Origin of the sequence: Aeromonas sp. 603404, from assembly GCF_049171775.1 — a bacterium.
GTDB lineage: Bacteria > Pseudomonadota > Gammaproteobacteria > Enterobacterales > Aeromonadaceae > Aeromonas > Aeromonas veronii_A.
In genome coordinates this window covers 310,656-335,901 of the sequence record NZ_JAAKPE010000001.1, presented here as the reverse complement: position 1 = coordinate 335,901, position 25,246 = coordinate 310,656, and the positions used below count along the sequence as shown (strand labels likewise).

General features: G+C 58.0%; 18 protein-coding genes and 1 pseudogene. 11 read left to right on the top strand and 8 right to left on the bottom strand.

Annotated elements, in window-relative coordinates; all coding sequences use genetic code 11:
- The first annotated feature begins 136 nt into the window (after positions 1-136).
- The 3 genes from G5306_RS01445 to G5306_RS01435 all read left to right on the top strand — a co-directional run bounded on the left by G5306_RS01445 (position 137) and on the right by G5306_RS01435 (position 3,196).
- A complete protein-coding gene (locus tag G5306_RS01445) occupies positions 137-1,177 on the top strand; it encodes a lipocalin-like domain-containing protein (protein WP_421312419.1) in 1,041 nt (346 codons plus the stop codon).
- Positions 1,178-1,552: 375 nt separating this feature from the next.
- Positions 1,553-2,317 carry an SDR family oxidoreductase gene (locus G5306_RS01440; RefSeq protein ID WP_407959469.1) on the top strand — a complete coding sequence of 255 codons (765 nt, stop codon included), beginning with the start codon at positions 1,553-1,555 and terminating at the stop codon, positions 2,315-2,317.
- Between the two features lie 51 nt (positions 2,318-2,368).
- Positions 2,369-3,196 carry a bifunctional transcriptional activator/DNA repair enzyme AdaA gene (locus G5306_RS01435; protein WP_421312141.1) on the top strand — a complete coding sequence of 276 codons (828 nt, stop codon included), beginning with the start codon at positions 2,369-2,371 and terminating at the stop codon, positions 3,194-3,196.
- 284 nt (positions 3,197-3,480) lie between these two features.
- On the opposite strand, the gene G5306_RS01430 is transcribed toward G5306_RS01435, so the two are convergent.
- The 5 genes from G5306_RS01430 to guaB form a co-directional block, all read right to left on the bottom strand.
- Entirely contained in the window at positions 3,481-3,954 is a 474-nt protein-coding gene (locus G5306_RS01430; protein ID WP_421312140.1) for a hypothetical protein, read from the bottom strand.
- A complete protein-coding gene (locus G5306_RS01425) occupies positions 3,933-4,754 on the bottom strand; it encodes a hypothetical protein (protein ID WP_421312139.1) in 822 nt (273 codons plus the stop codon). The genes G5306_RS01430 and G5306_RS01425 overlap by 22 nt, the downstream gene beginning before the upstream one ends.
- A 350-nt stretch (positions 4,755-5,104) precedes the next feature.
- Positions 5,105-5,377, bottom strand: a complete 273-nt coding sequence (locus tag G5306_RS01420) for a hypothetical protein (protein ID WP_040099652.1) — start codon at positions 5,375-5,377, stop codon at positions 5,105-5,107.
- A gap of 379 nt (positions 5,378-5,756) precedes the next feature.
- A complete protein-coding gene (guaA, locus tag G5306_RS01415) occupies positions 5,757-7,346 on the bottom strand; it encodes a glutamine-hydrolyzing GMP synthase (RefSeq protein WP_107683111.1) in 1,590 nt (529 codons plus the stop codon).
- An 84-nt stretch (positions 7,347-7,430) separates the two neighbouring features.
- Positions 7,431-8,894: an IMP dehydrogenase gene (guaB, locus tag G5306_RS01410; protein ID WP_123173217.1), complete on the bottom strand. Its 1,464-nt coding sequence runs from the start codon at positions 8,892-8,894 to the stop codon at positions 7,431-7,433.
- A gap of 547 nt (positions 8,895-9,441) precedes the next feature.
- On the opposite strand from guaB, the pseudogene G5306_RS01405 reads away from it, so the two are divergent.
- The 6 genes and pseudogenes from G5306_RS01405 to xseA all read left to right on the top strand — a co-directional run bounded on the left by G5306_RS01405 (position 9,442) and on the right by xseA (position 17,278).
- Positions 9,442-11,328, top strand: a pseudogene (locus G5306_RS01405) (potassium transporter Kup).
- A 205-nt stretch (positions 11,329-11,533) separates the two neighbouring features.
- Positions 11,534-12,223 (top strand): Crp/Fnr family transcriptional regulator, encoded by a 690-nt coding sequence (locus tag G5306_RS01400; protein WP_270906190.1) that lies wholly within the window; start codon positions 11,534-11,536, stop codon positions 12,221-12,223.
- A 67-nt stretch (positions 12,224-12,290) separates the two neighbouring features.
- Positions 12,291-13,541 carry an anaerobic sulfatase maturase gene (locus G5306_RS01395; protein ID WP_421312138.1) on the top strand — a complete coding sequence of 417 codons (1,251 nt, stop codon included), beginning with the start codon at positions 12,291-12,293 and terminating at the stop codon, positions 13,539-13,541.
- Positions 13,542-13,605: 64 nt separating this feature from the next.
- Positions 13,606-15,189, top strand: a complete 1,584-nt coding sequence (locus tag G5306_RS01390) for an arylsulfatase (RefSeq protein WP_421312136.1) — start codon at positions 13,606-13,608, stop codon at positions 15,187-15,189.
- A gap of 163 nt (positions 15,190-15,352) precedes the next feature.
- A complete protein-coding gene (locus G5306_RS01385) occupies positions 15,353-15,775 on the top strand; it encodes an ExbD/TolR family protein (protein WP_421276656.1) in 423 nt (140 codons plus the stop codon).
- Positions 15,776-15,898: 123 nt separating this feature from the next.
- Positions 15,899-17,278: an exodeoxyribonuclease VII large subunit gene (xseA, locus tag G5306_RS01380; protein WP_421312134.1), complete on the top strand. Its 1,380-nt coding sequence runs from the start codon at positions 15,899-15,901 to the stop codon at positions 17,276-17,278.
- Between the two features lie 126 nt (positions 17,279-17,404).
- On the opposite strand, the gene G5306_RS01375 is transcribed toward xseA, so the two are convergent.
- Positions 17,405-18,124 carry a GntR family transcriptional regulator gene (locus G5306_RS01375; RefSeq protein WP_005337027.1) on the bottom strand — a complete coding sequence of 240 codons (720 nt, stop codon included), beginning with the start codon at positions 18,122-18,124 and terminating at the stop codon, positions 17,405-17,407.
- Between the two features lie 247 nt (positions 18,125-18,371).
- Between G5306_RS01375 and mngA the strand changes: the two genes are divergently transcribed.
- Both mngA and mngB read left to right on the top strand, forming a co-directional pair.
- Entirely contained in the window at positions 18,372-20,318 is a 1,947-nt protein-coding gene (mngA, locus tag G5306_RS01370; RefSeq protein ID WP_421312133.1) for a PTS 2-O-a-mannosyl-D-glycerate transporter subunit IIABC, read from the top strand.
- 86 nt (positions 20,319-20,404) lie between these two features.
- The gene (gene mngB, locus G5306_RS01365) at positions 20,405-23,059 is read left to right on the top strand and encodes a mannosylglycerate hydrolase (RefSeq protein ID WP_421312131.1); all 2,655 of its coding nucleotides are present in this window, start codon (positions 20,405-20,407) and stop codon (positions 23,057-23,059) included.
- A gap of 169 nt (positions 23,060-23,228) precedes the next feature.
- On the opposite strand, the gene G5306_RS01360 is transcribed toward mngB, so the two are convergent.
- Together G5306_RS01360 and G5306_RS01355 are read right to left on the bottom strand one after the other, a co-directional pair.
- Positions 23,229-24,218 (bottom strand): D-alanine--D-alanine ligase, encoded by a 990-nt coding sequence (locus G5306_RS01360; protein ID WP_219270431.1) that lies wholly within the window; start codon positions 24,216-24,218, stop codon positions 23,229-23,231.
- 204 nt (positions 24,219-24,422) lie between these two features.
- Positions 24,423-25,031: a 2OG-Fe(II) oxygenase gene (locus G5306_RS01355; RefSeq protein WP_236380450.1), complete on the bottom strand. Its 609-nt coding sequence runs from the start codon at positions 25,029-25,031 to the stop codon at positions 24,423-24,425.
- Positions 25,032-25,246: the final 215 nt, after the last annotated feature.

The following is a 25,246-nucleotide window of genomic DNA, read 5'->3' as shown; positions in this document are numbered from 1 at the left end:
CACTTCCCTCTCTACGCCCCTTCTTCAGCGCAGAGAGGAGCACAGTGCGGCATTGAATCATCCCCTCTCCCTTTGGAAGAGGGCCAGGGTGAGGGGGATCTTGTCCTCCTTACGGCCCCTGTGGCTCGCCACCCTCTTGCTCCCGCTGATAGCCATGATCGGCAGCGCGCAGGCCAGCGATCTGGGCGCCCTGCTCGGCGGCGGCAGCGACAGCTTTAAAAAGGTGCTGCCGGGGCAAACCATCCAATTGCCGGAGGATCACGCTGCCCACCCCGATTACCGCTCCGAGTGGTGGTATCTCACCGGCAACCTCAAGGATGAACAGGGGCGCGAATATGGCATGCAGTGGACCCTGTTTCGCCAAGGGATTGAGCAAGATCTTCGCACCAGCACCCCCTGGCTCACCCCCCAGCTCTGGCTGGCCCAATTTGCCATCACGGATCTCGACCGTGGCAGCCACCAGCAAGATGAGCGGGCCAGTCGGCAGGGGCCGGGACTGGCGGGGGCCAGCGGCGGCCAATATTGGCTCAGGGAGTGGCGGCTTGCCTCGCAAGGGGCGGCGCTCTTCCCCGCCACCCTCAAGGTGCAGAGCAAGATTGGCGAGCTGAACCTCACCGTCACTGCCGCCAAGCCGCTGGTGCTGCAAGGCAAGGCCGGTTACAGCGAGAAGAGCCCGGGCAACGCCTCCTTTTACTACTCCTACCCGCGCCTCACTCTTCGCGGCACCTTGACTCGCGATGGCGAGACCCGCACCGTCACCGGACAAGGCTGGTTTGATCACGAGTGGAGCAGCTCGGTATTGGCCGAATGGCAATCGGGCTGGGACTGGTTTTCGCTGCAACTGGCCGATGGCCGCGAGCTGATGCTGTTTCGCCTGCGCACCAAATCGGGACGCACTGAGCCAGAAAACCGCTACGGTATTTTGATTGAGCGGAATGGCAGCAGCCGGGTGCTCGCCCCCGACGCGATTCGCCTTACGCCGGGCAACACCTGGCGCGGCCCCAAGGGGCAGAATTACCCCGTCGAGTGGCAGCTAAACGCCGCCGGTATGAGCCTCACCATCAAAGCCCGTCAGCCCAATCAGGCCATGACAGGTCGCTTTGACTACTGGGAGGGCGCGGTCTCTGTCTCGGGGGATGCCAAGGGGGTCGGCTATCTGGAGATGACGGGCTATTGATCCAGGAGCGTGTCTGTTGATTGCAATCGCCGTCAATGCCCTGCCAGGCGGGCTTGATGATGCACGCAGCCACCATGGCGCCGGGGCTCTCGCCCCTCACTGCAGCACACAGGGCGCGCCGCACCAGGACCCGGCGATTTTAAAGGGGGCATGATAAAGAATTCGGGGCGCAGAACGCCCCTTTTTGTTGCCGCGAAGGACTGTATCGACATGTCGCAAAACGACTTGGGGACAAAGAGAGCAAGATTCGGGTCGTCCCGGCGAGGAGTGGTTGCCATAGTGGGGACCAAACCCAAGTCGGTTGGAACCTCCAACCCACAGTCAACCATGTGTACCACTTAGCTGGCACACAACACACTCAGCGAGGGAACTGCCATGTCATTACTGTCCAACAAGGTCGCCATTATCACCGGCGCCAGCTCCGGCATCGGTCGCGCCAGCGCCATCCTGTTTGCCCGCGAAGGGGCCAGTGTCGTCGTCGGCGCCCGCCGCCAGCCCGAGCTGGATCTGCTGGTGGAGGAGATCCGCCATGAGGGGGGCCAAGCGGTGAGCCTGGCGGGGGATGTGAAAAGCGAAACCTATGCCCGCGACCTTGTTGATCTCGCGCTAACCCGTTTCGGCGGGCTCGATATCGCCTTCAACAACGCAGGTACCACAGGCACACCGGGCAGCGTAGAGCAGCTTGAACTGGCGCAGTGGCAGGAAATTCTGGATACCAACCTCACCAGCGCCTTTGTGGGAGCCAAGTACCAGATCCCCGCCATGCTGGCGCGTGGCGGCGGCTCGCTTATTTTTACCTCTACCTTTGTCGGCCATACCCTGGGGCTGCCCGGTATGGCGGCCTATGCGGCGAGCAAGGCAGGCCTCATCGGTCTGACCCGGGTGCTGGCTGCCGAATATGGGGCACAAGGTATTCGGGTCAACGCCCTGCTGCCGGGGGGTACTGACACCCCCATGGGGCGGGCCTTTACCGATACGCCGGAGAGTCTCGCCTTTGTGCAGAATATGCATGCCCTCAAACGGCTGGCCCAACCGGAGGAGATCGCCCGCTCGGCCCTCTATCTCGCGTCCGATGCATCCAGCTTTACCACCGGCATTGCCCTGCTGGCCGATGGTGGGGTATCTATTTGTCGCACATGACCTTGTCGCCCCCCACAGCCTGCGACTGAAACCTTATCGTGAGATCGCCTTATGACTGATTACGCCCGCATCGCCGATGCCATCCGTTTTATCGCAAGTCAGGTGGAGCGCCAGCCCACTCTGGACGAGATAGCGGCGCACGTTCACTTAAGTCCCTTTCACTTCCAGCGGCTGTTCAGCCGCTGGGCCGGAGTGACACCCAAACGCTATCTGCAGGTGCTGACTCTGGAGCGGGCCAAGGCGCTGTTGCAGGAGTCGCGCCCGCTGCTTGAGGTGGCCGATACCCTAGGCCTTAGCAGCGGCTCGCGGCTCTACGATCACTTCGTGCAGCTCGAAGCGGTAACGCCGGGCGAGTACAAGCAGCGCGGGGCCGGGCTGGTTATCGATCACGGGGTGCACGACACCCCCTTCGGTCAGGCATTCGTCGCCCTGACCCCGCGGGGGGTGTGCAACTTCTCGTTTCTCGATGAAAAGGCCCCAGAGGCTCCACTGGCCGACCTCGCCCGCAGCTGGCCTGCGGCAACGCTGCAAGAAGCGCCATCACGCACCCAGGGGGTCATCCACACCATGTTCGATGGCAGCAAGGCGCCGGATCGCCCCATCTCGCTGCACGTGAGCGGCACCAACTTTCAGATCAGCGTCTGGCGGGCGCTGCTGCAGATCCCGCCCGCCAAGGTTGTGAGCTACGCCCAGGTGGCGAACGCCGTCGGCAACCCCAAAGCCGCCCGCGCCGTGGGGCTGGCGGTGGGTGCCAACCCCGTCGCCTTGATGATCCCCTGCCACCGTGTCATCCAGCAAAACGGCAAGCTCGGCGGCTATCACTGGGGCGAGACCCGCAAACAGGCGATCCACGCCTGGGAAGCGGCGAGGTATGAGTGAACGTGGGCTTTTTCTGCCTGACCTGAGGGAAGGGCGAAACAGGAGTGTTGGTAGTAAGTCAGTAGATAATCAGGCAACACCAGACTGCGTGTGGCGATATAAAACGGGGACATAAGAAGAATCGGGGCGCAGATCGCCCCTGTTGTTGCTTTGGCAAGGCATGGCGCTCAGCCGCCCCCCAGCGAATTGACGAAAAGACGTAGGTTGCAATAAGCGCAGCGCATTGCACCGTTTGCCGAGCGGCTTTTGTGCAAAACAGCAGAAACCAAATTAGCGGTGCAATTTCATTGCACCCTACGGCACTTGTCTTCAAAGTCGTAAATAGAACTCCCGATACAAATAAAACTACCTTTATAATCAGTTAAATATGCTATTTGGTCTTCGATATACTCTTTTGTTAAATACAGGCAAGATAGTATTTCTTCATAGGCAAGACGCTTAGTATCCCAAACTTGCTGCTTTACCCAGTATTTTTCATCAAACTGCCTTTTTATGCTTTCCACCGCTTCCGTATTCTTTTTTAGCTGTTCAATAGCTTTCAAAAAGTCATTGCTATGCGCAAGATTTTTTAACCGTGTTTGTAGATAAATACCGATAGGAACAACAATTAACGTTGTAATCAAAGTCGGCAAATATGGCAAAAATTCTTTCGAATTTACTCCTAGATTTAACTTATTCGCAAAAGCACGTAACTCCAAGCTTCTGACGACCGTAGGAAGTGAATTTAATGGCATTGTTACATGAACAATGACAGCCATTCCAAAATCTTACCTAGATCAATCCACACCGGTGACTTAATTAAGCCAGACTGAAAGGCAGCAAAAAATGCTAATATAGCCGTAAGTCTAAGCATCCAAGAGTTTGCGGACTTGGCAGATTTCGCCCTTGCAGTCTCAATTTGATATTGCTCTAAAGTGGCTATAGCTTTACCTGTGATTATAAACTCGAAGCTACTACCATTATTTTTCAACTCTCCTGATGCTACGAATGATGATAAATACAGATCCATTTTTTTACGCAATTCTGTTTTCTGTGGATGCAAATACCACCTAATTGAATATATGTAACTCATTAGGTCAAGCGACGAAAATGATTTGTGAGGCTCTTCTGATTGCCTGGAAAATATACTTTCTAGAATCTTCATTCTCTTTGGTAGTTGTAAGTTTCTCTTGTTGAAAAAATATTGTGGGACAGAATGTTTTGCTAAAATATATATTGACTGTAGCTTATATAACCCAGTCCATTCATGAAGGATATAATCTAGCACGCCGTTATATGTATGTGTCACCAGCCCATGATAATGATCAACTCGTAAACTCAAGCCAGAATAAAGCGAAAAAGGAATTACAGCCTCTGTACAGAATCCCCCACCTTCAAAATGATTGCCATTTAACCCATTTTCTTCAATAGAGTTAACGAGCATGATTGGGACATCGCCATTATAAATACTTATGGAATAGCAGTTAACCTGCTTTCCTAACTCTCCACTTCGAGGAATTTGAATAGGGCATGGCTGATTTAACAACTTGCTCAAAATATATTTAGTGATTTTATTCATGCCACCTCAAAAAAATAATTTTAAATCATTGCATTACTATTACTGGGATCTGAAAGTGTTTGCTTGATTTCTCCCCTACGCAATATATCTGTTCTGATTCATTGGTAACTCCAAAGAGGTCATATCCAGACGGGTATCCTAGCGAGCAAGACAGATAAGCAAAAGCAGATGATGATAGTTTCCTGAGCAAGATCAACAAATTAATCAATAAGTACAAATACTGTACCATGCATCAGAGATAACTGGTGGTGGAAATAAGAAAGACGCCCTAAGGCGTCTTTCTTATTTTAAGGACTTTGAGCAAAAAGGTTGGAGGTTATTCCCCCTCCCCATCTTGCCCCACAACCCAATCAGATCGGGGTGATGGAGGTGATATGGGCCGAGCCATCCAGAGACTGGAAGATCTGCACCACGGCTTCGCCATGGATCGGCTGGGCGAGCGGCACAGTGCTCTTGCACTTGAAGCGGTAGTTGGTGCCTGCCACCACCTGGGTGGAGACTTCAAAGGGTACGTACTGCACCCCGACAAATCCTTTCAGCGCCTGATCAAATACCGCCTGATCCTCGGCGGTCAGCTTGTGATATGCGGTCCATCCACCCACCAACACTGCTTGTTCTGACATATCAAACTCTCCGTGCTCTATGATCCCGACTCGTTTGGCCGTTCGGGCTGCGCCCCGTTGATTCAAGTGGTTTCCGGTCTCCACCGGGGTGTCATCACTGCCGGTTGGCGCGATGACGATGGGCCCGTTTGCGCAGCTATCTGCAACTGGATCAGCCCTCCCCCCAGCCACAAGCCGCTGTTGACAGCGGGCTCAATTGGCATGAGAGAGCCTAGTGCGGGATGGCAAAAATGCCCCTGTCACATATGACAGGGGCAAGGTGGCGAAAAAGCTGCTCGAAAAAAGAAGATGTGTTGCGCAAACGATTGAGAAAAGAAAAGACGCCTCAAGGGCGTCTTTTTGCATTTTTATGCTCGAAGGGCAGAACGGCGCGAGCCGCTTATTCCCATTCGATGGTTGCGGGCGGCTTGCCGGAAACGTCGTACACCACGCGGGAGATACCGTTGATCTCATTGATGATGCGGTTTGATACGTGACCGAGGAAGTCGTACGGCAGGTGAGCCCAGTGGGCGGTCATAAAGTCGATGGTCTCGACGGCGCGAAGCGCAATGACCCAGTCATATTTGCGACCATCGCCCATGACGCCAACGGAGCGCACCGGCAGGAAGACGGCGAACGCCTGGCTGACCTGGTTGTAGAGGTCAGCTTTGCGCAGCTCTTCGATAAAGACTGCATCGGCGCGGCGCAGAATATCGCAGTACTCTTTCTTCACTTCGCCAAGGACGCGCACGCCCAGACCCGGGCCCGGGAACGGGTGACGGTAGAGCATGTCGTAGGGCAGACCCAGCTCGAGGCCAACGCGGCGCACTTCGTCTTTGAACAGCTCGCGCAGCGGCTCGACCAGACCCATCTTCATCTCTTCCGGCAGGCCGCCGACGTTGTGGTGAGACTTGATGACGTGGGCCTTGCCGGTCTTGCTGGCAGCAGATTCGATAACGTCCGGGTAGATGGTGCCTTGCGCCAGCCACTTGGCGTTTTTCAGCTTTTTCGCTTCATCGTCAAACACTTCGACGAAGACGCGGCCGATGATCTTGCGCTTGGCTTCCGGCTCGTCAACACCGGCCAGGGCAGAGAGGAAGCGCTCTTCGGCATCGACCTTGATGATGTTCAGACCAAAGTGGTCACCAAACATCTCCATCACCTGCTCGCCTTCGTTCAGGCGCAGCAGGCCGTTGTCCACGAAGACGCAGGTCAGGCGATCGCCGATGGCGCGGTGCACCAGCATGGCGACCACGGAGGAGTCGACACCACCGGAGAGACCGAGGATCACTTCATCGTCGCCCACCTGCTCGCGAATGCGGGCAACGGCGTCGTCGATGATGGTGGCCGGGGTCCACAGGCATTCGCAGCCACAGATGTCTTTGACGAAGTGCTCCAGCATCCGGGCACCCTGACGGGTGTGGGTCACTTCCGGGTGGAACTGCACGCCGTAGAAGCGCTTGGCCTCACACGCCATGGCCGCGTGGGGGCAGGTCGGGGTCCGGGCGATGGTGGTGAAGTCGGCCGGAATGGTGGTGACCTTGTCACCGTGGCTCATCCAGACATCCAGCAGGGCATTGCCGTTGTCGGCGATGGCATCTTCGATATTGCGCAAGAGGGCGCTGCTCTTGCCAGCTTCGCCCAGCACTTCCACCTTGGCGTAACCGAATTCACGCTCGGTAGAGGATTGCACCTTGCCACCCAGCTGCTCGGCCATGGTCTGCATGCCATAGCAGATGCCGAACACAGGGACACCGGCGTTGAACACATACTCGGGGGCGCGCGGGCTGCCCGCTTCGGTGACGGACTCGGGGCCGCCGGAGAGGATGATGCCGCTCGGATTGAATTCGCGGATCTGCTCTTCGGTTACGTCCCAGGCCCACAGTTCGCAGTAAACGCCGATTTCGCGCACGCGGCGGGCGATCAGCTGGGTGTACTGGGAACCGAAGTCGAGGATAAGGATACGGTGCTGGTGAATGTCTTTAGTCATTTTATTCCTGCATCAGGCTGATGTTGTCACAAAGGGCACGGGATAAAAAAAGGGTGGAAAAACGGGGCGCAGGGCCCCGTTTTATCAGCCCATCCGATAGTTGGGGGCTTCTTTGGTAATGGTCACATCGTGGACGTGGGACTCTTTCATCCCGGCGCCGGAGATGCGCACGAATTCAGCTTTGGTGCGCATGTCGTCGATGGTGGCGCTGCCGGTCAGGCCCATGGAGGAGCGCAGGCCGCCCATCTGCTGATGGATGATCTCTTTGAGGCGACCCTTGTACGGCACGCGACCTTCGATGCCTTCCGGCACCAGCTTGTCGGCGGCGTTGTCGGTCTGGAAGTAGCGGTCGCTGGAGCCTTTGGACATGGCGCCCAGGGAACCCATACCACGGTAGGATTTGAAGGAGCGACCCTGATAGAGCTCGATCTCGCCCGGCGCTTCTTCAGTACCGGCGAACATGGAACCCACCATGACGCAGCTGGCGCCCGCGGCAATGGCCTTGGCGATGTCGCCGGAGAAGCGGATACCGCCATCGGCAATCACCGGAATACCGGTGCCTTCCAGCGCGTCAACGGCGTCGGAAATGGCAGTGATCTGGGGCACGCCCACGCCGGTCACGATACGGGTAGTACAGATGGAGCCCGGGCCGATACCGACCTTGACGGCATTGACACCGGCAGCAACCAGTGCCTTGGCGCCAGCGGCGGTCGCCACGTTGCCACCGATGATCTGCAGATCCGGATAGGCTTCGCGGGTGGCTTTGATGCGATCCAGCACACCCTGGGAGTGGCCGTGGGAGGAGTCGATCAGCAGCACGTCAACACCGGCTTCCACCAGCGCGGCGACGCGCTCTTCGTTGCCGGCACCGGCACCGACGGCAGCACCGACCCGCAGACGACCCTTGTCATCTTTACAGGCGTGGGGCTTGCGCTCGGCTTTCTGGAAATCTTTAACGGTGATCATGCCCTTGAGTTTGAAGTCGGCGTTCACCACCAGCACTTTTTCGATGCGGTGCTTTTGCATCAGGGCAACCACCTCTTCACGAGGGGCCCCTTCACGCACGGTGACCAGACGATCTTTCTGGGTCATGATCTGTTCAACGGTCTGGGAGAGGTCAATCACGAAGCGCACGTCACGGCCGGTGATGATACCGACCAGCTGATTGCCGTCAGTCACCACAGGGTAACCGGCGAAGCCATTCTTGTGGCTCAGCTCCTTGATTTGGGCGATGGTCATGTCAGGGCGCACGGTAACGGGGTCAGTGACCACGCCGCTTTCGTACTTCTTGACCTTGCGCACTTCGGCAGCCTGCTGCTCGATGGACATGTTCTTGTGGATAAAGCCGATACCGCCTTCCTGGGCCAGTGCGATAGCCAGACGGGCTTCGGTCACTGTGTCCATGGCAGCGGAGATCATCGGGATGTTCAAGCTGATGGCGGAGGTCAGCTTGGTACGCAGATCGGCAGTATTGGGAAGAACTTCGGAGTGGGCGGGAACCAACAGTACATCGTCGAAGGTTAACGCTTCTTTGGCAATCCTGAGCATGGCAATATCTCACCGTTGAGGAAGTGGGGGTGTAAAATATTGCCGACGAAGTTTACTCACGGATTGGTCACTGGTAAAGAAGTTTTTTGAATTTTTTATGGCGTAGCCCTCATTTAGGAGGCCAAAACGCCAAAAAACCAAGATTATCAGTACGAAAACCGCCATTTCGGGGCAAAAGAGTTGGCAAAGTGGTGTTTTATGCACCCTGCCCGTTTGCCAGATGCCCCTCTCAGCGCGGTCAGAATGGCTCCCCTTCTCCCTGTCAAAACCACCCGAACAGCGCCGCCAGACCGCTTATTTTTCCACCACTTTTTCCGATAAAAACAGCCGCAAAATCACCGATTCGGAGAGGCAGTCAGGTCCCCGTTATTGCCACACTATTGCCACACTTCGGAGGCATAAAACTGCACTGTTGCACCTACGAAACGTTCTCTGCCTTGGTGGTTTCACTGGTGCAAAAATTGCCCGTTTTCGTGCTGACAAATGCTTTCCCGATAATCCTGTTCCTTTGCATCCGACTCTTGCGTATCATGACTAACACGCTGAATTGAAATGGAATTTCATGATGGGTCGACAACTTCACCAAGGACGGGCGGCGATTACGCTGGCAGCGCTCGGGGTCGTCTACGGCGATCTGGGCACCAGCCCGCTCTATGCCCTCAAGGAGTGCTTTGCCGGCCACATCGGTTTGCAGCCGGGCCCGCAGGAGGTTCTCTCCCTCATCTCCCTCTTCTTCTGGACCATCATGGTGGTGGTCTCGTTCAAATATGTGCTGCTGGTGCTGAGTGCCGACGACAAGGGTGAAGGGGGCGTGTTGACCCTCGCCTCGCTGGCATCGCGCCGCCTCTCGCCCCGCGCCCGTGCTATCGCCATGCTGCTTGGCCTGGTCGGGGTGGGACTTTTTGCTGGGGATGCGGTGATCACTCCCGCCATCTCGGTACTCTCTGCCGTCGAGGGGCTGGAGGTGCTCGCCCCGGATCTCGCCCCCTTTGTGCTCCCCGTGACCCTGATCGTGCTGGTCATTCTCTTTGGCGCCCAGCATTACGGCACAGCGGGGATAGGCCAGTTGTTCGGCCCCATCATGCTGCTCTGGTTTGGCGTGCTGGCCCTGCTGGGAGCCATCGAGATCATCCAGAATCCGGTCATTCTGCAGGCCATCAATCCGCGTTATGCCATTGATTTTATTGTCGAGCGGCCCGGTGTTGCCTTCATTACCCTGGGCGCCGTGGTGCTCTGCGTGACGGGGACAGAGGCGCTCTACGCCGACATGGGTCACTTTGGCCGCGGTGCCATCCGACTGGCGTGGGGCTCGCTGGTGATGCCGGCCCTGCTGCTCAACTACTTCGGTCAGGGCGCGCTGCTGCTGCGCAATCCCGCCACCGTCGAGAACCCCTTCTAACTGCTCGCCCCCTCCTGGCTCACCCTGCCACTGCTGGTGCTGGCCACCATGGCGACCGTCATCGCCTCGCAGGCGGTTATCTCCGGCACCTACTCGGTGGTGCGTCAGGCGATCCTGCTCGGCTATCTGCCCCGTCAGGAGATCCGCCACACCTCCGAGCGGGAGATTGGCCAGATCTACCTGCCGCTGGTGAACTGGTTGCTGCTGGCGGGAATTGTCATCGTGATCCTCTGGTTCCAGACCTCCAGCAATCTGGCCGCCGCCTACGGTATCGCCGTCACCGGTACCATGGTGCTCACTACCCTGCTGCTGATGGTGGTAGCCGCCACACGCTGGAAGTGGCCACGCTGGCTGATTGCGCTGGTGTGCGCGCCGCTGCTGCTGGTAGACGCCACCTTCTTTGCCGCCAACAGTACCAAGCTGCTGGCGGGCGGCTGGCTCCCCATTCTGTTTGCCCTGCTCGCCATTCTGGTGATGACTACCTGGAAACGGGGGCGCGAGCTGGTGCTCGATAAACTGGAGAACAAGTCGTTTGCCCTGACCCGCTTTGTCGACAACATGCTTGAGCACCCGCCGCTGCGGGTGCCGGGCACAGCCGTGTTCTTGTCGCGCTCCGAGAAGGTGGTGCCCCACGCCATGCTGCACAACCTCAAACACAACAAAATCCTGCACGAACGGATCATTTTCCTCACCGTTCGCATCAAAGATGAACCCTGGCTCGCCTTTAGCGAACGGGTCCAGCTCAAACAGCTCGGGGATGGTTTTTGGCAAGTGGTGGCCCATTTTGGCTACAAGGAGACCCCCGACATGGAGGAGATCTTTCAAGCCTGTGCCCAGCACGACCTTAAAGTCGCCATGAGCCAGACTTCCTTCTTCCTTTCGCACGAAAATCTGGTCAGCACCGATATTCCGGGCATGGCCCGCTGGCGCGAGGGGCTGTTTGTCTGGATGAATCGCAACGCCCTCAAGGCGACCGATTTCTTCCATATCCCGGCCAACCGGGTAGTGGAGTTGGGGGTATTGCTGGAGCTTTAATTTCCTTTGTTTCACTCCCACTGCTGTTTGTCACAAATTGAGGGTGAAAATAAAAAAGCGGTTTTTTCCCAAACTGTTCTTCCGGGAACAGAGGTGACGATCTCGGCGGGATATACTGACTCAGCCGTCACTAACGTCCCCCGATCAGGCAAAGAGAAATGGGGCTTAGCATCGGCTCTGATCATCTGATACAGGACTCTCGATAATGAACGACGACATTGCTTGGCCATGCGCGCTTCATCCATCCACTCAGGCGAACTTGTTGGCACTGGCAAAGCCATTTGATTGCCAGCGCCTGACGGGCAGTCTGCCGGGCGTGATCTATGTGTCATCCGGTTGTCTTGTCGGCTATGCAGCCAATGCCAGCATGAGCAACTCCCTTGGCCTTATTTTTGGACGGGGCTGCTGGCTGGGCACACAGTCAATTCATAATCCGGCCTACGCCCCCTCCGAGCGCTATGAAACACTGTGGCCGACCGAGTTGTGGCTATTTCCCAGAGCAGATGTTGAATCGTTATCCGAGAAAGACCCGGAAGTATTCAAGTTTTTGTTTCATATCGCCCAGCAAGTAGTGCGTATCAGTTTGCAGATGGGGAGCAATACTCTTTTTTGTCTGACTACCCGCATCGCCTATGTCTTGCTGGAGCTGGTCGCCAAAAATACCGCGGCAGATCCCTTTGCCTCCTCATTGCAAATTACTCAGCAGAAGCTCAGCCAGATTGCTGGAATCAGCCGCCCCAGAGTCAATGAGGTGCTAAAAGAGCTGGCTCGAACGGGCGAGATCACGATTCGGCGCGGAGGGCTGGATATCACCGACATGGCCTCCTTGAAAGCCAGATTGCATCCGTTCAGCTTGATGTATTACGACCCAGTGCCGCACATCCAGACCCAATAAGCGGGAGCTCAGAGGGACTATCACAACACCTTCTGGATATTCATCACACTGTTTAGCAGAGGATTTCATGAGCCAACCCAGTTTGCAGTTACCTCCTCTTCCGGCCGGACGCCATTATCGCTTCCACACCATGGTGAAACCCGGCGGCGCACGCTGCAATATCGACTGCGATTACTGCTTCTATCTACATAAAAGTGAACTGTTGGGCCACGAACGACACGCTCGGATGGACGACAGTGTGCTCGAGCAGCATATACGCCAATACATAGAAGCCCAGACCGGTGATGAGGTGATCTTTTCATGGCAAGGAGGTGAGCCCACGCTGATGGGGCTGGCATTCTTTGAGCGCATTGTTGAACTGCAGACACGTTATGCCAAACCCGGCCAATACATTGGCAACGACCTGCAGACCAACGGCATTGCACTGGATGATGGCTGGATTGCCTTTCTCAAAACCCACGGTTTTCATGTCGGATTATCCATCGACGGGCCTCGTTCCCTGCACGATGCCTACCGCAAGAGCCGCAGCGGCAAGTCGACCTTCGATCAGGTCATGATGGCAGCCCGACGCCTGCGTGAGGCCGACATCCCCTTTGCCGCGTTATGCGTCGTCAACCGGCTCAATGCCCTGCATCCGGTTGCCGTGTATCGCTTTCTGGTCGATGAGGTTGGGGCAACTCGGGTCCAATTTACTCCGGCGGTCGAGCCGCAGGCATTCAAGGTTCAAGCCCCCTCTCTGCTCTCGGCCAAAAGCCAGCCAAAACAGGGTGACGCCCGGGCGACCCCGGCCCATCCTCTCTCCATCGTGACCGCCTGGTCGGTCGATCCTGACGACTACGGTGCTTTCCTTTGCCAGGTCTGGGATGAGTGGTTTCAAAAAGACATTGGAACTGTCCACGTTAATCTGTTTGAAACCGTGATAGCCCAATCAGCAGGTATGCCAGCCCAGACCTGTACCCAGTCAGAATTTTGCGGCAAGGCGCTGGCCATTGAACATAACGGTGACGTTTTTTCCTGCGACCATTTCGTTTATGAGAACTATCGCATCGGCAATATCTTGCATACCCACCTCGGCGATATGGCATTTTCCAGCGTACAGCAGCAATTTGGCATGAATAAAAAGGCATCATTGCCTGCGCAGTGCCGCAGCTGCAATTATCTGAAATTATGTTGGGGAGAGTGTCCCAAGAACCGAATCATTAATACCAAAACGGGTGAACCTGGCTTGAATTATCTTTGCCAGGGGCTTTATCGATTCTTTGACCATATAGGTCCAGATGTTGTTCGTATTTTAAAAGCGCTGGGTTATCTCACTTGATAATTCGGCCAATTGAAAAAAGGCAGAGTCGTTGTTTATTTCAATACAACAAAGGAGAGTTATCATGCGTAAAACGCTTATCGCGACCGCGATGCTCACGGCAATGTCCGTCGTGCCATCGCTGCATGCCGCAGAAGCAAAAAAACCAAATATTTTGGTCATTTTTGGCGATGATATCGGCTGGCAAAACGTGAGTGCCTACGGCATGGGCACTATGGGTTACCGGACACCCAATATTGACAGCATTGCCCAGCAAGGGGCCATGTTTACCGATCATTATGCCCAACCCAGCTCGACGGCAGGACGGGCAGCCTTTATCACCGGCCAATACCCCATTCGTTCCGGCATGACGACAGTCAGCATGCCAGGGGGCTCGCTGGGTCTGAAAAGCGCCTCCCCTTCATTGGCCGAAGTGTTGAAGGCACAGGGCTATGCCACCGGACAATTTGGCAAAAACCACCTTGGCGATCACAACTTCTCCCTACCCACGGTTCACGGCTTTGACGAGTTCTTTGGCAACCTCTACCACCTCAACACCCAGGAAGAGTCCGAGCAACGGGACTACCAGCGATTTGCCAAGGATTATTCCGGATCCGTCGAGAAGTACGACCAGAAATTTGGTACCAGAGGGGTACTGCACTGCTACGCCACCACGAAGGAAGATAAAACGGTCGAGCCACGTTTTGGCGAAGTAGGCAAACAGAAATGCACCGACACAGGCCCGCTGACCCAAGAACGGATGAAGGCATTTGACGAAGAAGAGGTGATCCCGAAAGCTCTGGGCTTTATGGACAAAGCTGGTTCTTCGAACAAACCCTTCTTTGTCTGGCTCAATACCAGCCGCATGCATCTGTATACCCGCCTCAATGAGAAATGGCGTTATGCCGCGGAAGAGTACACCAGTGAATATGACTATCATGGCAGCGGCATGCTGCAGCATGACCATGATATTGGCCTCGTACTCGATTATTTGAAGAAAAAGGGGCTGGATAAAGACACCATTGTTGTTTACAGCACGGACAATGGCCCGGAACACTCCTCTTGGCCTTATGGCGGTACCACCCCCTTCCGCGGTGAAAAAATGTCTACCTATGAAGGTGGGGTGAGAGTACCTATGATGGTTCGCTGGCCGGGGCATATTCCTGCTGGTACCGTCTTGAACGGTATTCAGGGTCATCAAGACCTCTTTACTACCCTTGCAGCAGCGGCAGGTGAAACCAATGTCGCAGACAAGATGATGAAAGAGAAGAAACAATATATCGATGGCATCAACAACCTAGATTATTGGGAAGGGAAAACCAATAAATCCAACCGCGATTCCATTCTTTATTATTACGAAGACAAGCTAACTGCGGTGCGACTTGGCCAATGGAAATTCCACTTCTCCACCAAGGAGGATTATTATGCCAATGTGGTTCCCTTGACCGTTCCCAAAATATATAACCTGCGGGCCGACCCTTTCGAGAGTTACGACTCCCGCGATGCACAGGGACATTTGTTGCAAAAAATGTCGTGGTTGCTGGCCCCCGTCAATGAAATTGTCAGTGACCACCTCAAGACGCTGGTGAAATATCCCCCCGTGCAAGGCGGCACCAGTTTCGATATGTCCAATCTGGTCTCCGAAACAATCAAGAAGGGCCAACAGTGATGGCCCAACCATAAATCTGATGCGGCCCTTTGGGGCCGCTTTTTATGGGTGAGCTAGATGCCTTTGCCCACGACCTGTTTGCCCTGCTGCTGACCGGTTTTGAACCGGCTGCCAGCAATGTCACCCGCCTTGCCCGGCGCTCAGCCAAAACGGGAGGCCAATAATGGCATTCGGTTCCCTACCCGGCGATGAGGATGAGCAGCCCCTCAGCGAAATCAACATGATCCCGATGATCGATGTGATGCTGGTGCTGCTTATCGTCTTTATGATCACCGCGCCCTTGCTCACCAACGCGGTCAAACTCGATCTGCCCCAAGCGAGCAGCCAGCTCAATCAGCCCAAACCGGAGGCGATCACCCTCTCCATCGACAGCACGGGCAAAACCTACTGGAACGAGCAGGAGGTGGATGAAACGGCGCTGCTGGCCCGCATGGAGAGCGCCAGCAAAGCTCCCGGCGAGTTGCCCGAGATCCAGCTGCGCATCGACCGACGGGTCGAATATGGCACCATCGCCAACGTGATGGCAGCGGCGTCTCGCCACGGTCTGCACAAGATCGCCTTTGTCAGCCAACCGCAGAACGAATGAAAACCCTGCAAGGACGATATCGGATGCTCGGGCCGATAGAGGCTCGGCACCTGCCCCGTGCTGGGGTAAGATAGCGGCCATCGTTTTATCCCGGCCCCGCCGGGGCAGACCACAGGTACACCTTTGAACCGATTTACCCCATCCAGTGCGGCGAACGGCCGCGAGCAGCAGGTCTTTACCGTCACCCGCCTCAACAGCGCCGTGCGCATGATCCTGGAGCAGGATCTGGGGCTGGTGTGGCTGACCGGCGAACTCTCCAATCTGGCGATGCCAAGCTCCGGCCACTGGTACTTCTCCCTCAAGGACATGTCGGCCCAGGTGCGCTGCGCCATGTTCAAGGGCAACAACCGGCGGGTGGCCTTCCGCCCGCAGGATGGCATGCAGGTGCTGGTGCAGGCGCGGGTCTCCCTCTATGAGCCGCGCGGCGACTACCAGCTGATCATCGAGTCGATGCAGCCCGCAGGCGATGGCGTGCTGGCGCTGCGTTTTGAAGAGCTCAAGCGCCGTCTCGGCGCCGAGGGGCTGTTTGACGAAGCCCGCAAGCGGCCGCTGCCCCGTGAACCGCGGGCGGTGGGCCTTATCACCTCCGCCACAGGTGCCGCCCTGCACGATATGCTGACGGTGCTTAAACGGCGCGCGCCGGATCTGCCGGTCTTTATCTACCCGACTCAGGTACAGGGGAGCGCCGCCATCAGCCAGATCGTCGCGGCGATCGCCAAAGCGAACCAGCGCGCCGAGGTGGATGTGCTGATCGTCGGGCGCGGCGGCGGCTCCCTCGAAGATCTCTGGTGCTTCAACGAAGAGGCGGTGGCGCGTGCCATTGCCCACTCTGCCATCCCGGTGGTGAGCGCGGTGGGCCACGAGGTGGATGTCACCATCAGCGACTTTGCCGCCGACTTGCGCGCCCCTACCCCGTCGGCCGCCGCCGAGCTGGTGGCGCCGGATCAGAGCGCCCGTGCCCAGCGCCTCGTCCACCTCAAGCAGCGACTGCTGCAGGCGATGAGCCGCCAGCAGACCGCCGCCCGCCACGATTTCATCCTGCTGCAAAAGCGGCTCGACCATCAGGATCCGAAGCGGCGGCTGGAGCAACAGTCCCAGCGCCTCGACGAGCTTTCCACCCGTTTGCAGCAGCTATTGCGCCAGCGGCTGCATCAGGGAGAGCGGCGCCTCACCAACCTTGAGCTGCGCCTGCAGGGAAAAAGTCCGGAGCGCCTCTTGGCAGCTGGCAAGCGCCGCCACCAGCTGGCCGAGGAGCGGCTTCATGCCCTGATTGCCAAGCGCCAGGATCTGGCAAGCCACCGCCTCGCCATGCTTACCGCCCGCCTCGACGGGGTGAGCCCGCTCGCTACTCTGGGGCGCGGCTACTCCATCACCCGCACTGCGCGTGGCGAAGTCATCAGCCGCGCCGATCAGGTCAACAGTGGCGACCAGCTCGTCACCACCCTGGCACAAGGGAGCCTGCAGGTACGGGTCGAGGAAATTATCAAAGACCCAGCGCAGTAGATCCGCTGCGCCAAACCACCAGCCAGCATGCTGCCCAGCTCGGCTGTTGGCCCGTTAATCAACCAAACAAAAAGGCCACCACCGCAAACACGGTGGTGGCCTTTTTGGTCTCGGGTGCTTGCGACCTCACCCCTTGGCGCGGCGGGCGACCAGGGTGAACTTGTAGTCATCGCTCTTGAAGAAGTTGCGACTGAACTCGAACACGGTGCCATCTTGCAAGAAGCCACGGGAAACCTTCTCGATAATGGGCTTGGCAGGATCGATACCAAGCGCCTCCACCACCTGCGCCGAGGGGAGCACCGGAATGATCTCCTGTTCGCTGCGGTCGATCACCAGCTGCTTGACCTCTTCGATGTAGTGGTACTTGGAGCCCTGCATCACCGCATAGCTGAGGTCGGGGAAGAGGGCGAGCGGCATCCAGGTCTCCTCCAGCGTTACCGCGATCTGGCGAATAAAGCGCACCCGCTTGACGTAATAGACCAGCGCCCCTTCCAGCAGATTGAGCCGCTCGGCCAGCTCGCTGCTCGCCTTGATCACCTCGAAGGCGAGAATGTCGCTGTGGGTCTCGGCCGCCGGATCGGTCACCTTCTCATAGAGGCTGGTGAGCTGATAGATGTCGTAGTTCACCTTCTCCTGCCGCACGTAGCTGCCGCTGCCCTGAATGCTCTCGATGACGTTGAGTTCGGTCAGCTGCTTGAGGGCCTGACGCACCGTTACCCGGCTCACCCCGAACTGCTCGCGCAGCTCGGCTTCGGTGGGCAGGGCATCGCCGGGGGCCAGCTCCCCTTGCGCAATCCACTGCTGGATGGTGTCGGCTATCTGGCGATACATAGGTTTTTTCGACACGAAAGGCCACCTCGTCGGCTCTGCGCCATGATAAATGGAAGAGGCGCCATTCTACCCCAGTTGCCCGGCAGACAAAACGGCTTGGCCTCATTTGACCTAACAAATCACCTCGATCAAACAATACAAAAACAATACAAATAACAAATTGTATGATACCACTCACAAAAATTAGTCGGCCGGTTTGTTAGCATCGCTGTCACTTTCACCATGACGGCTTGCTGGCAAGCCAACCTGACAGAGGATCATCATGAATCTGACCAGTCTTACCGGCCCCCATCTCATCACGCTGCAAACCCGGTTTGCCGATCGGGATGCGGCCATTCATGCCCTGGCTGATCGGCTCGATCAGGCCGGCAAGCTGCACGACAAGGCCGCCTTTCTGGCCGCGGTCATGGCCCGCGAGGCACAGGGCCCCACCGCCCTTGGCGAAGGGCTGGCGGTGCCCCACGGCAAGTGCGATGCGGTGCGTGAAGCGGCCTTTGCCGTCGCCACCCTGAGCGAAGAGCTGGGTTGGGATGGGATCGACGGCCCCGAGCCGGTCAACCTGATCTTCATGCTGGCGATCCCGACCGATCAGGCGGGCTCCACCCATATGCAGCTGCTCACCACCCTCACCACCGCCCTGGTGGATGACGATACCCGCGAGGCGGTGCTGGCGGCCCAGAGTGCCGAGCAGCTGATGGCGCTGCTCGATGGTGAAGGGGATAGCGGCAAGCAACCAGCAAAAGAAGACAACTTAGATACAAATCAACCCACTGTGGTCTGTGTCACCGCCTGTCCGGCGGGGATCGCCCACACCTATATGGCCGCCGAGTATCTGGAAAAAGCGGGGCGCAAGCTGGGCATTCGGGTACTGGTCGAGAAGCAGGGTGCCAATGGCATCGAGGATCGCCTGCCGCAAGAGGCGCTCGATGCTGCGGTAGCCTGCATCTTCGCCGCCGAGGTGGCCATCAAGGAGCAGGAGCGTTTTTCCGGTATCCCCCGGATCGAGACGCCGGTGGCCGAGCCCATTCGCCATGCCGAGCGGATCCTGAATGAGGCGCTGGAAGCGGCCAAGGCCGGTCGCACCGCCCCGACGCCCAACCCCAACCAGAGCGACGCGCCAACCGGCAAGAAGGTGGGCCTCAGGACCGAGCTCAAGCAGGCGCTGCTGAGCGGTATCTCCTTTGCCGTGCCGCTCATCGTGGCGGGCGGTACCGTGCTCGCCGTTTCTGTGCTGCTGGCCCAGATCTTCGGCCTGCAACATCTGTTTGATACCGAGAACTCCTGGCTCTGGATGTACCGCAAGCTGGGCGGCGGCATGCTGGGCACCCTGATGGTGCCGGTGCTGGCGGCCTATACCGCCTATTCGCTGGCAGACAAACCGGCGCTGGGCCCGGGCTTTGCGGCGGGACTGGCCGCCAACATGATTGGCTCCGGTTTCCTCGGTGGCGTGGTCGGTGGCCTGATCGCCGGTTACCTGATGCGCTGGGTCAAGCAGCATGTGCGCCTCAGCCCCAACTTCAACGGCTTTCTCACCTTTTACCTCTATCCGGTGATCGGCACCCTGGTGGCGGGCAGCCTGATGCTGTTTGTCATCGGCCAGCCGGTAGCCTGGCTCAACAACAGCCTCACCGAGTGGCTCAACGGCCTCTCCGGCACCAATGCGCTGGTACTGGGCGCCCTGCTCGGTTTTATGTGCTCGTTTGACCTGGGTGGTCCGGTCAACAAGGCGGCATACGCCTTCTGCCTCGGCGCCATGGCCAACGGGGTCTACGGCCCCTACGCCATCTTCGGTGCGGTCAAGATGGTCTCGGCCTTTACCGTCACCACCTCCACCCTGCTGGCGCCGCGCCTGTTCCAGACCTTCGAGATCGAGACCGGCAAGTCGACCTGGCTGCTGGGGCTGGCAGGGATCACCGAGGGCGCCATTCCGATGGCCATCGAAGATCCAATCCGGGTGATCGGCTCCTTCCTCGCAGGCTCGGTCGTCACCGGCGCCATGGTGGGAGCCATGGGGATTGGTCTCTCCACCCCGGGGGCCGGCATCTTCTCCCTGTTCCTGCTCCACGATGGCGGCCACGGTGCCCTGATGGCGGCCGCCGTCTGGCTCGGTGCGGCGCTGGTGGGCACCCTTATCTCCACTGTGGTGCTGATCGGCTGGCGCCGTCACGCCATGCAGCGCGGCACCTATCAGGTGGTCGCCGCAGAGTAAGGCTCATCTTCACCACCGTTTTTTCAACAGACTATTTTTCCGCACGGCAGGCATGGGCCGCCGTGCGTCAGCAAAGGATCATTGTCATGACAGTTTCACGAGTTCACATCACGCCACACATGCACTGGGATCGGGAGTGGTACTTCACCACCGAGGAGTCCCGCATCCTGCTGGTCAACAACATGGCGGAGATCCTGGCGCGGCTTGAATCCGACCCCGACTACAAGTTCTATGTGCTGGACGGCCAGACCGCGGTGCTGGAGGATTACTTCGCCATCCAGCCCGAGAACAAGGCCCGGGTGAAGGCGCTGGTGGAGGCGGGCAAACTCATCATCGGCCCCTGGTACACCCAGACCGACACCATGCAGGTAAGCGGCGAGTCCATCCTGCGCAACCTGCTTTACGGGATGCGCGACTGCCTTAGCCTTGGTGAGCCGATGAAGATCGGTTACCTGCCCGACTCGTTCGGCATGTCCTCCCAGCTGCCCCACATTTTCAACGGCTTCGGGATCGAGCGGGCCATGTTCTGGCGCGGCTGCTCCGAGCGCCACGGCACCGACAAGACAGAGTTCCTCTGGCAGAGCAACGATGGCAGCGAGGTGACCGCCCAGGTGCTGCCGCTTGGCTACGCCATCGGCAAGTACCTGCCGGAAGATGAGGCTGGCCTGCGCAAGCGGCTCGAATCCTACTTCGAGGTGCTGGAGAAGGCCTCGGTCACTCAGGATATCCTGCTGCCCAACGGCCACGATCAGATGCCGCTGCAACAGAACATCTTCGCCATCATCGACAAGCTGCGCGAGATCTACCCCCAGCGTGAATTCCACATGAGCCGCTTCGAGCAGGTCTTCGAGCGCATCGAGGCGTGCCGCGACCAGCTGGCCACCCTCAAGGGGGAGTTCAACGACGGCAAATACATGCGGGTACACCGCACCATCTCCTCCACCCGGATGGACATCAAGCTGGCCCACGCCGCTATCGAGAACAAGATCGTCAACATCCTCGAACCGCTGGCGAGCATCGCCTGGGCGCTCGGCTTCGAGTACCACCACGGGCTTTTGGAGAAGATGTGGAAAGAGATCATGAAGAACCACGCCCACGACAGCATCGGCTGCTGCTGCAGCGACAAGGTACATCAGGAGGTGATGACCCGCTTCATTCTGGCCGACGACATGGCCGAGAACCTGATCCGCTTCTACATGCGCAAGATTGTCGACAACATGCCAGTGGCTCTCTGTGAAGACGGGGTACAGGTGGCCGACAAGCTCTGCCTGTTCAACCTGATGCCCTTCCCCCGTCAGGAGGTGATCAACACCAGCATCCGCATTCGCGCCCAATCCTTTGCCCTGCGCGATGAAGCGGGCCAACCGGTCCCCTACTTCATCCGCGCCAAGCGCGAGATTGACCCGGGTCTGGTAGACAGACAGATCGTGCACTACGGCAACTATGACCCCTTTATGGAGTACGACATCCAGCTCTGCCATCCGCTGCCGTCCATGGGCTACTGCACCCTCCATATCGAGGGCAATCAGCCGGGGCTGGAGCAGCCGGTGACTGCCAGCGGCAAGCTGCTGGAGAACGATTTTTACCGCATTGTCCTCAACGACAACGGCACTTTGCAGATCCTGGACAAGCTGCGCGGCACCACATTTGATCAGGTGCTCACGCTCGAAGAGGGCTCCGATGATGGCGACGAGTATGACTACTCGCCATCGCGGGACGAGTGGCTGCGTTACTCCACCGAGTTTGCGGTGACCCGTGAGGTCACCCATGAAGCGTGGCAGAGCATCGCCACCCTCAAGCTTCGCATGGCCTTGCCTGCCAACCTCGCCGAGCGGGCCAGCCGCCAGTGCAGTGGTCACCTCGATGTCACCTGCCGCATCACGCTGGCGCATCAGAGTCCGCGCATCGACATCGAGCTGGAACTCGACAATCAGGCCGATGATCACAGGGTGCGAGTGCTGATCCCCACCCCCTTCCCGAGCGACACCGTGGTTTCCGATAACCAGTTTGGCTGCATCATCCGCCCCACCCGCGACAGCGCCATGGCGAACTGGGAAGCGGAAGGTTGGAAAGAGGCCCCCATTCCGGTCTGGCAGCTGATGAACTTCGTCGCCCTGCAAGATGGCAAGCAGGGACTGGCGGTACTGAGCGACGGTCTGCGCGAGTTTGAAGTGATCGGCGAGCAGTGCGACACCCTGGCACTCACCCTGCTGCGCGGGGTCGGCGTACTCGGTAAAGAGGAGCTGTTGCTGCGCCCGGGTCGCCCCTCCGGCATCAAACTGCCCACCCCGGACTCCCAGGTGCGCGGCAAGCTCAGCTGCCGTTTCAGCCTGCTGGCGTTTGCTCGCGATCACATCAGCGCCAACGTGATGCAGGCGGCGCGCAGCTACCTCACCCCGGTGCGCTGCTACAACAAGATCCCGTTCGATGCCATGAAGCTCAACAAGGCGAGCTTCACCACCCCGCTGCACTTCAGTCTGCTCTCCATGGATCCCTCCGGTCCGGTGCTGAGCGCCCTGAAAAAAGCCGAGGATGAAGAGGCGCTGGTGGTCCGGGTCTACAACCCGAGCGAGCAAGCGGCACTGGAAGGGGGCAAGGTGACCAGCGAACACGCCCTGAGCGAGTGGCAAGCGGTGCGGATGGATGAGCAGCCCCTGCCCCTTGAGCTGGCTGCTGGCGAGTTTGGCGAACTGGCGCCCTGCCACTCCCGCAGCGTGCGCTTTCGGATGGCTCGCGGCTAACCGCCGGTAACACCCACAGCTAGCAACAGGCGGGGAAGAGTCATCCCCTCCCCGCCGGTTTATCCCTCAGACAGGTCTATCCAGCTTGATAAAGACATAAAAAAATCCCCGCCAATTGGCGGGGATTTTTATTGGAACGTTATTAGCCCCATCAGCGAGAGCGCCCTGCTTAGCTGGCCTTGCGCAGGATCTGCTCAAGGTAGCGGGCAAAGTCGTGACCGTGATGCTCCAGCAGTTTCGGGAACATGGAGATGGAGGTCATGCCTGGGAAGGTGTTGATCTCGTTGAGCAGGATCTCGCCCTCGTCGGTCAGGAAGAAGTCGATGCGCGAGAGATGAGTCAGTTTCAGCTGACGGAACGCCTTGAGGGCATACTCGTGAATGGCGTCAGCCTGCGCCTCGGTCAGCCCCTCTGCACGCAGTGCAGTCTCGGTATGGCTGGCACTGCTGTACTTCTCTTCATAGGTGTAGAACTTGTCCTGCGGGACACAGATCTCGCCCGGATAGGTGGCCACCAGCTCGTCACCGTACTGGTAAACAGCCACTTCCAGCTCACGCGGCTTGACCGCCTTCTCAATCAGTACCTGCTCGGAGTAACCGAAGGCATCGGCAATGCCCTTCACCAGATCCGCTTCGTTGCTGGCGGAGTAGCAGCCAACGGAAGAGCCCTGGGAGGCGGCCTTGATAAAGACCTTGCCCCACTTGGCCAGTGCCGCTTTCGCCTCAGCCAGAGCCGCATCGCCCTGCTCGGTCAGGAACAGATAAGGGGTGTTGGGGATACCGATGGCGGAGAGCCACAGCTTGGTGGTGATCTTGTTGAAGCAAATCTTGCTCGCTTCGGCGTCGCAGCCCAGATAGGGCAGGCCAGCCAGCTCGAGGAAGGACTGCAGATCGCCGGTCTCACCCGGGTAACCGTGGATGCAGGGCACCACGTAGTCTACCGGACGGGCCACGCTGTCAAACGAGAGCAGCTTGTCCAGCCCCAGTTTGCACTCGCGACCATCGGCGCTGAGCCAGCGGTCGGCAAACATCTCGACGCGGGTCACTTCGACGCCGGGCAGGAGAGCGAGTTGTTTTTCGAGGAAATTGGCGCTGCGCAGAGAGACTTCGTGCTCGGAGCCACCGCCGCCGCACAGCAGCAAGACATGCATGTTCTTCATTAGATGTGATCCCTTGGGAGAAGCGGCTTCGTCATGACCATTTGATAAGCCAACCACCATAAAAACCGGACGAAGCCAGATACGAACATAAGTGCGCGCCAGTGTAGCAAGGGAGATCAACCCTTGTCAGCTGATGGGAGACCCATGACCCCACTTCTTGCAGTGAAAAGTCTCCCCTGTGTCAAAATCGGGACACATTGCCCCTCAGCGCGGGGGATCGACCCTTCCCATGCCGTTGCCATTGACCCGAAACCAGCCGGCAATACTGTAGCGCTCGCGATTGGCAGGCAGCACCTCGTGGGGAAACTCCTCGGAGAGAAACATGACCAGCCGCCCCCCCTTGGGGCTGACATCCATCAGAAACTGCTCCTGGTCGTCATACATGCGCAGCACTCCACCCGCTTCGGGCAGCCAGTCGTTGTTGAGGTAAAACACGGTGGTAAGACGGCGGTTGGAGCGACCGGCAAAGGCATCCCGGTGGGTGGCGTAAAAATCCCCACTGCGATAGCGGGCGAAGTGGGCCTCGTAGTCGAACAATCCCAGCATCAGCATCCGGTTGGCGGCAAGACGCAGGGACTCCATCCGAGCGAGGTAGTCAGCCACCGGCGCACCGAGGGAGGGCTCCAGCCAGTGGATCTGGTCACGGCGAATGTCGGGATTGCCCTGATGCAGGGCGTCACGGCCGATCCCGGCCGGTTGCCATTCGCCTGGCAAACAGGCTTTGAGGGCATCCACTTCGGCGGCAGTCAAAAAATCATCCACTATCACCCATCCTCGGGTGTAAATGGCATCCATGGCAGCTTGATAGTCCAAGATTGGCTCACAATGAGTGGAAAGAGGGCGCTTTGTAGCGACTTACCGGCAAAGTCACAAACCGGTTTGCTTCTCTTGAGAAGTCCCAACATCAATACGCGAGTTGCTGCTCGCCGCCCCGCATTTTTGTCGCCAGTTGTGATCCCGCTCCGCCAAAGAGCGTATTGGCTGTCGAAACTGTGATGGTCCTTGCAATCAAGGGGAAGAGAGAGTGC

What these genes read in the sequence shown, in the direction of transcription:
- G5306_RS01395 (WP_421312138.1), top strand. Translation starts at nt 12,291, where the DNA reads ATGAGCCAACCCAGTTTGCAGTTACCTCCTCTTCCGGCCGGACGCCAT.
- mngA (WP_421312133.1), top strand. Translation starts at nt 18,372, where the DNA reads ATGAATCTGACCAGTCTTACCGGCCCCCATCTCATCACGCTGCAAACC.
- guaB (WP_123173217.1), bottom strand. Translation starts at nt 8,894, where the DNA reads ATGCTCAGGATTGCCAAAGAAGCGTTAACCTTCGACGATGTACTGTTG.
- G5306_RS01420 (WP_040099652.1), bottom strand. Translation starts at nt 5,377, where the DNA reads ATGTCAGAACAAGCAGTGTTGGTGGGTGGATGGACCGCATATCACAAG.
- mngB (WP_421312131.1), top strand. Translation starts at nt 20,405, where the DNA reads ATGACAGTTTCACGAGTTCACATCACGCCACACATGCACTGGGATCGG.
- G5306_RS01385 (WP_421276656.1), top strand. Translation starts at nt 15,353, where the DNA reads ATGGCATTCGGTTCCCTACCCGGCGATGAGGATGAGCAGCCCCTCAGC.
- G5306_RS01390 (WP_421312136.1), top strand. Translation starts at nt 13,606, where the DNA reads ATGCGTAAAACGCTTATCGCGACCGCGATGCTCACGGCAATGTCCGTC.
- G5306_RS01435 (WP_421312141.1), top strand. Translation starts at nt 2,369, where the DNA reads ATGACTGATTACGCCCGCATCGCCGATGCCATCCGTTTTATCGCAAGT.
- G5306_RS01425 (WP_421312139.1), bottom strand. Translation starts at nt 4,754, where the DNA reads ATGAATAAAATCACTAAATATATTTTGAGCAAGTTGTTAAATCAGCCA.
- G5306_RS01440 (WP_407959469.1), top strand. Translation starts at nt 1,553, where the DNA reads ATGTCATTACTGTCCAACAAGGTCGCCATTATCACCGGCGCCAGCTCC.
- G5306_RS01430 (WP_421312140.1), bottom strand. Translation starts at nt 3,954, where the DNA reads ATGGCTGTCATTGTTCATGTAACAATGCCATTAAATTCACTTCCTACG.
- guaA (WP_107683111.1), bottom strand. Translation starts at nt 7,346, where the DNA reads ATGACTAAAGACATTCACCAGCACCGTATCCTTATCCTCGACTTCGGT.
- G5306_RS01360 (WP_219270431.1), bottom strand. Translation starts at nt 24,218, where the DNA reads ATGAAGAACATGCATGTCTTGCTGCTGTGCGGCGGCGGTGGCTCCGAG.
- G5306_RS01400 (WP_270906190.1), top strand. Translation starts at nt 11,534, where the DNA reads ATGAACGACGACATTGCTTGGCCATGCGCGCTTCATCCATCCACTCAG.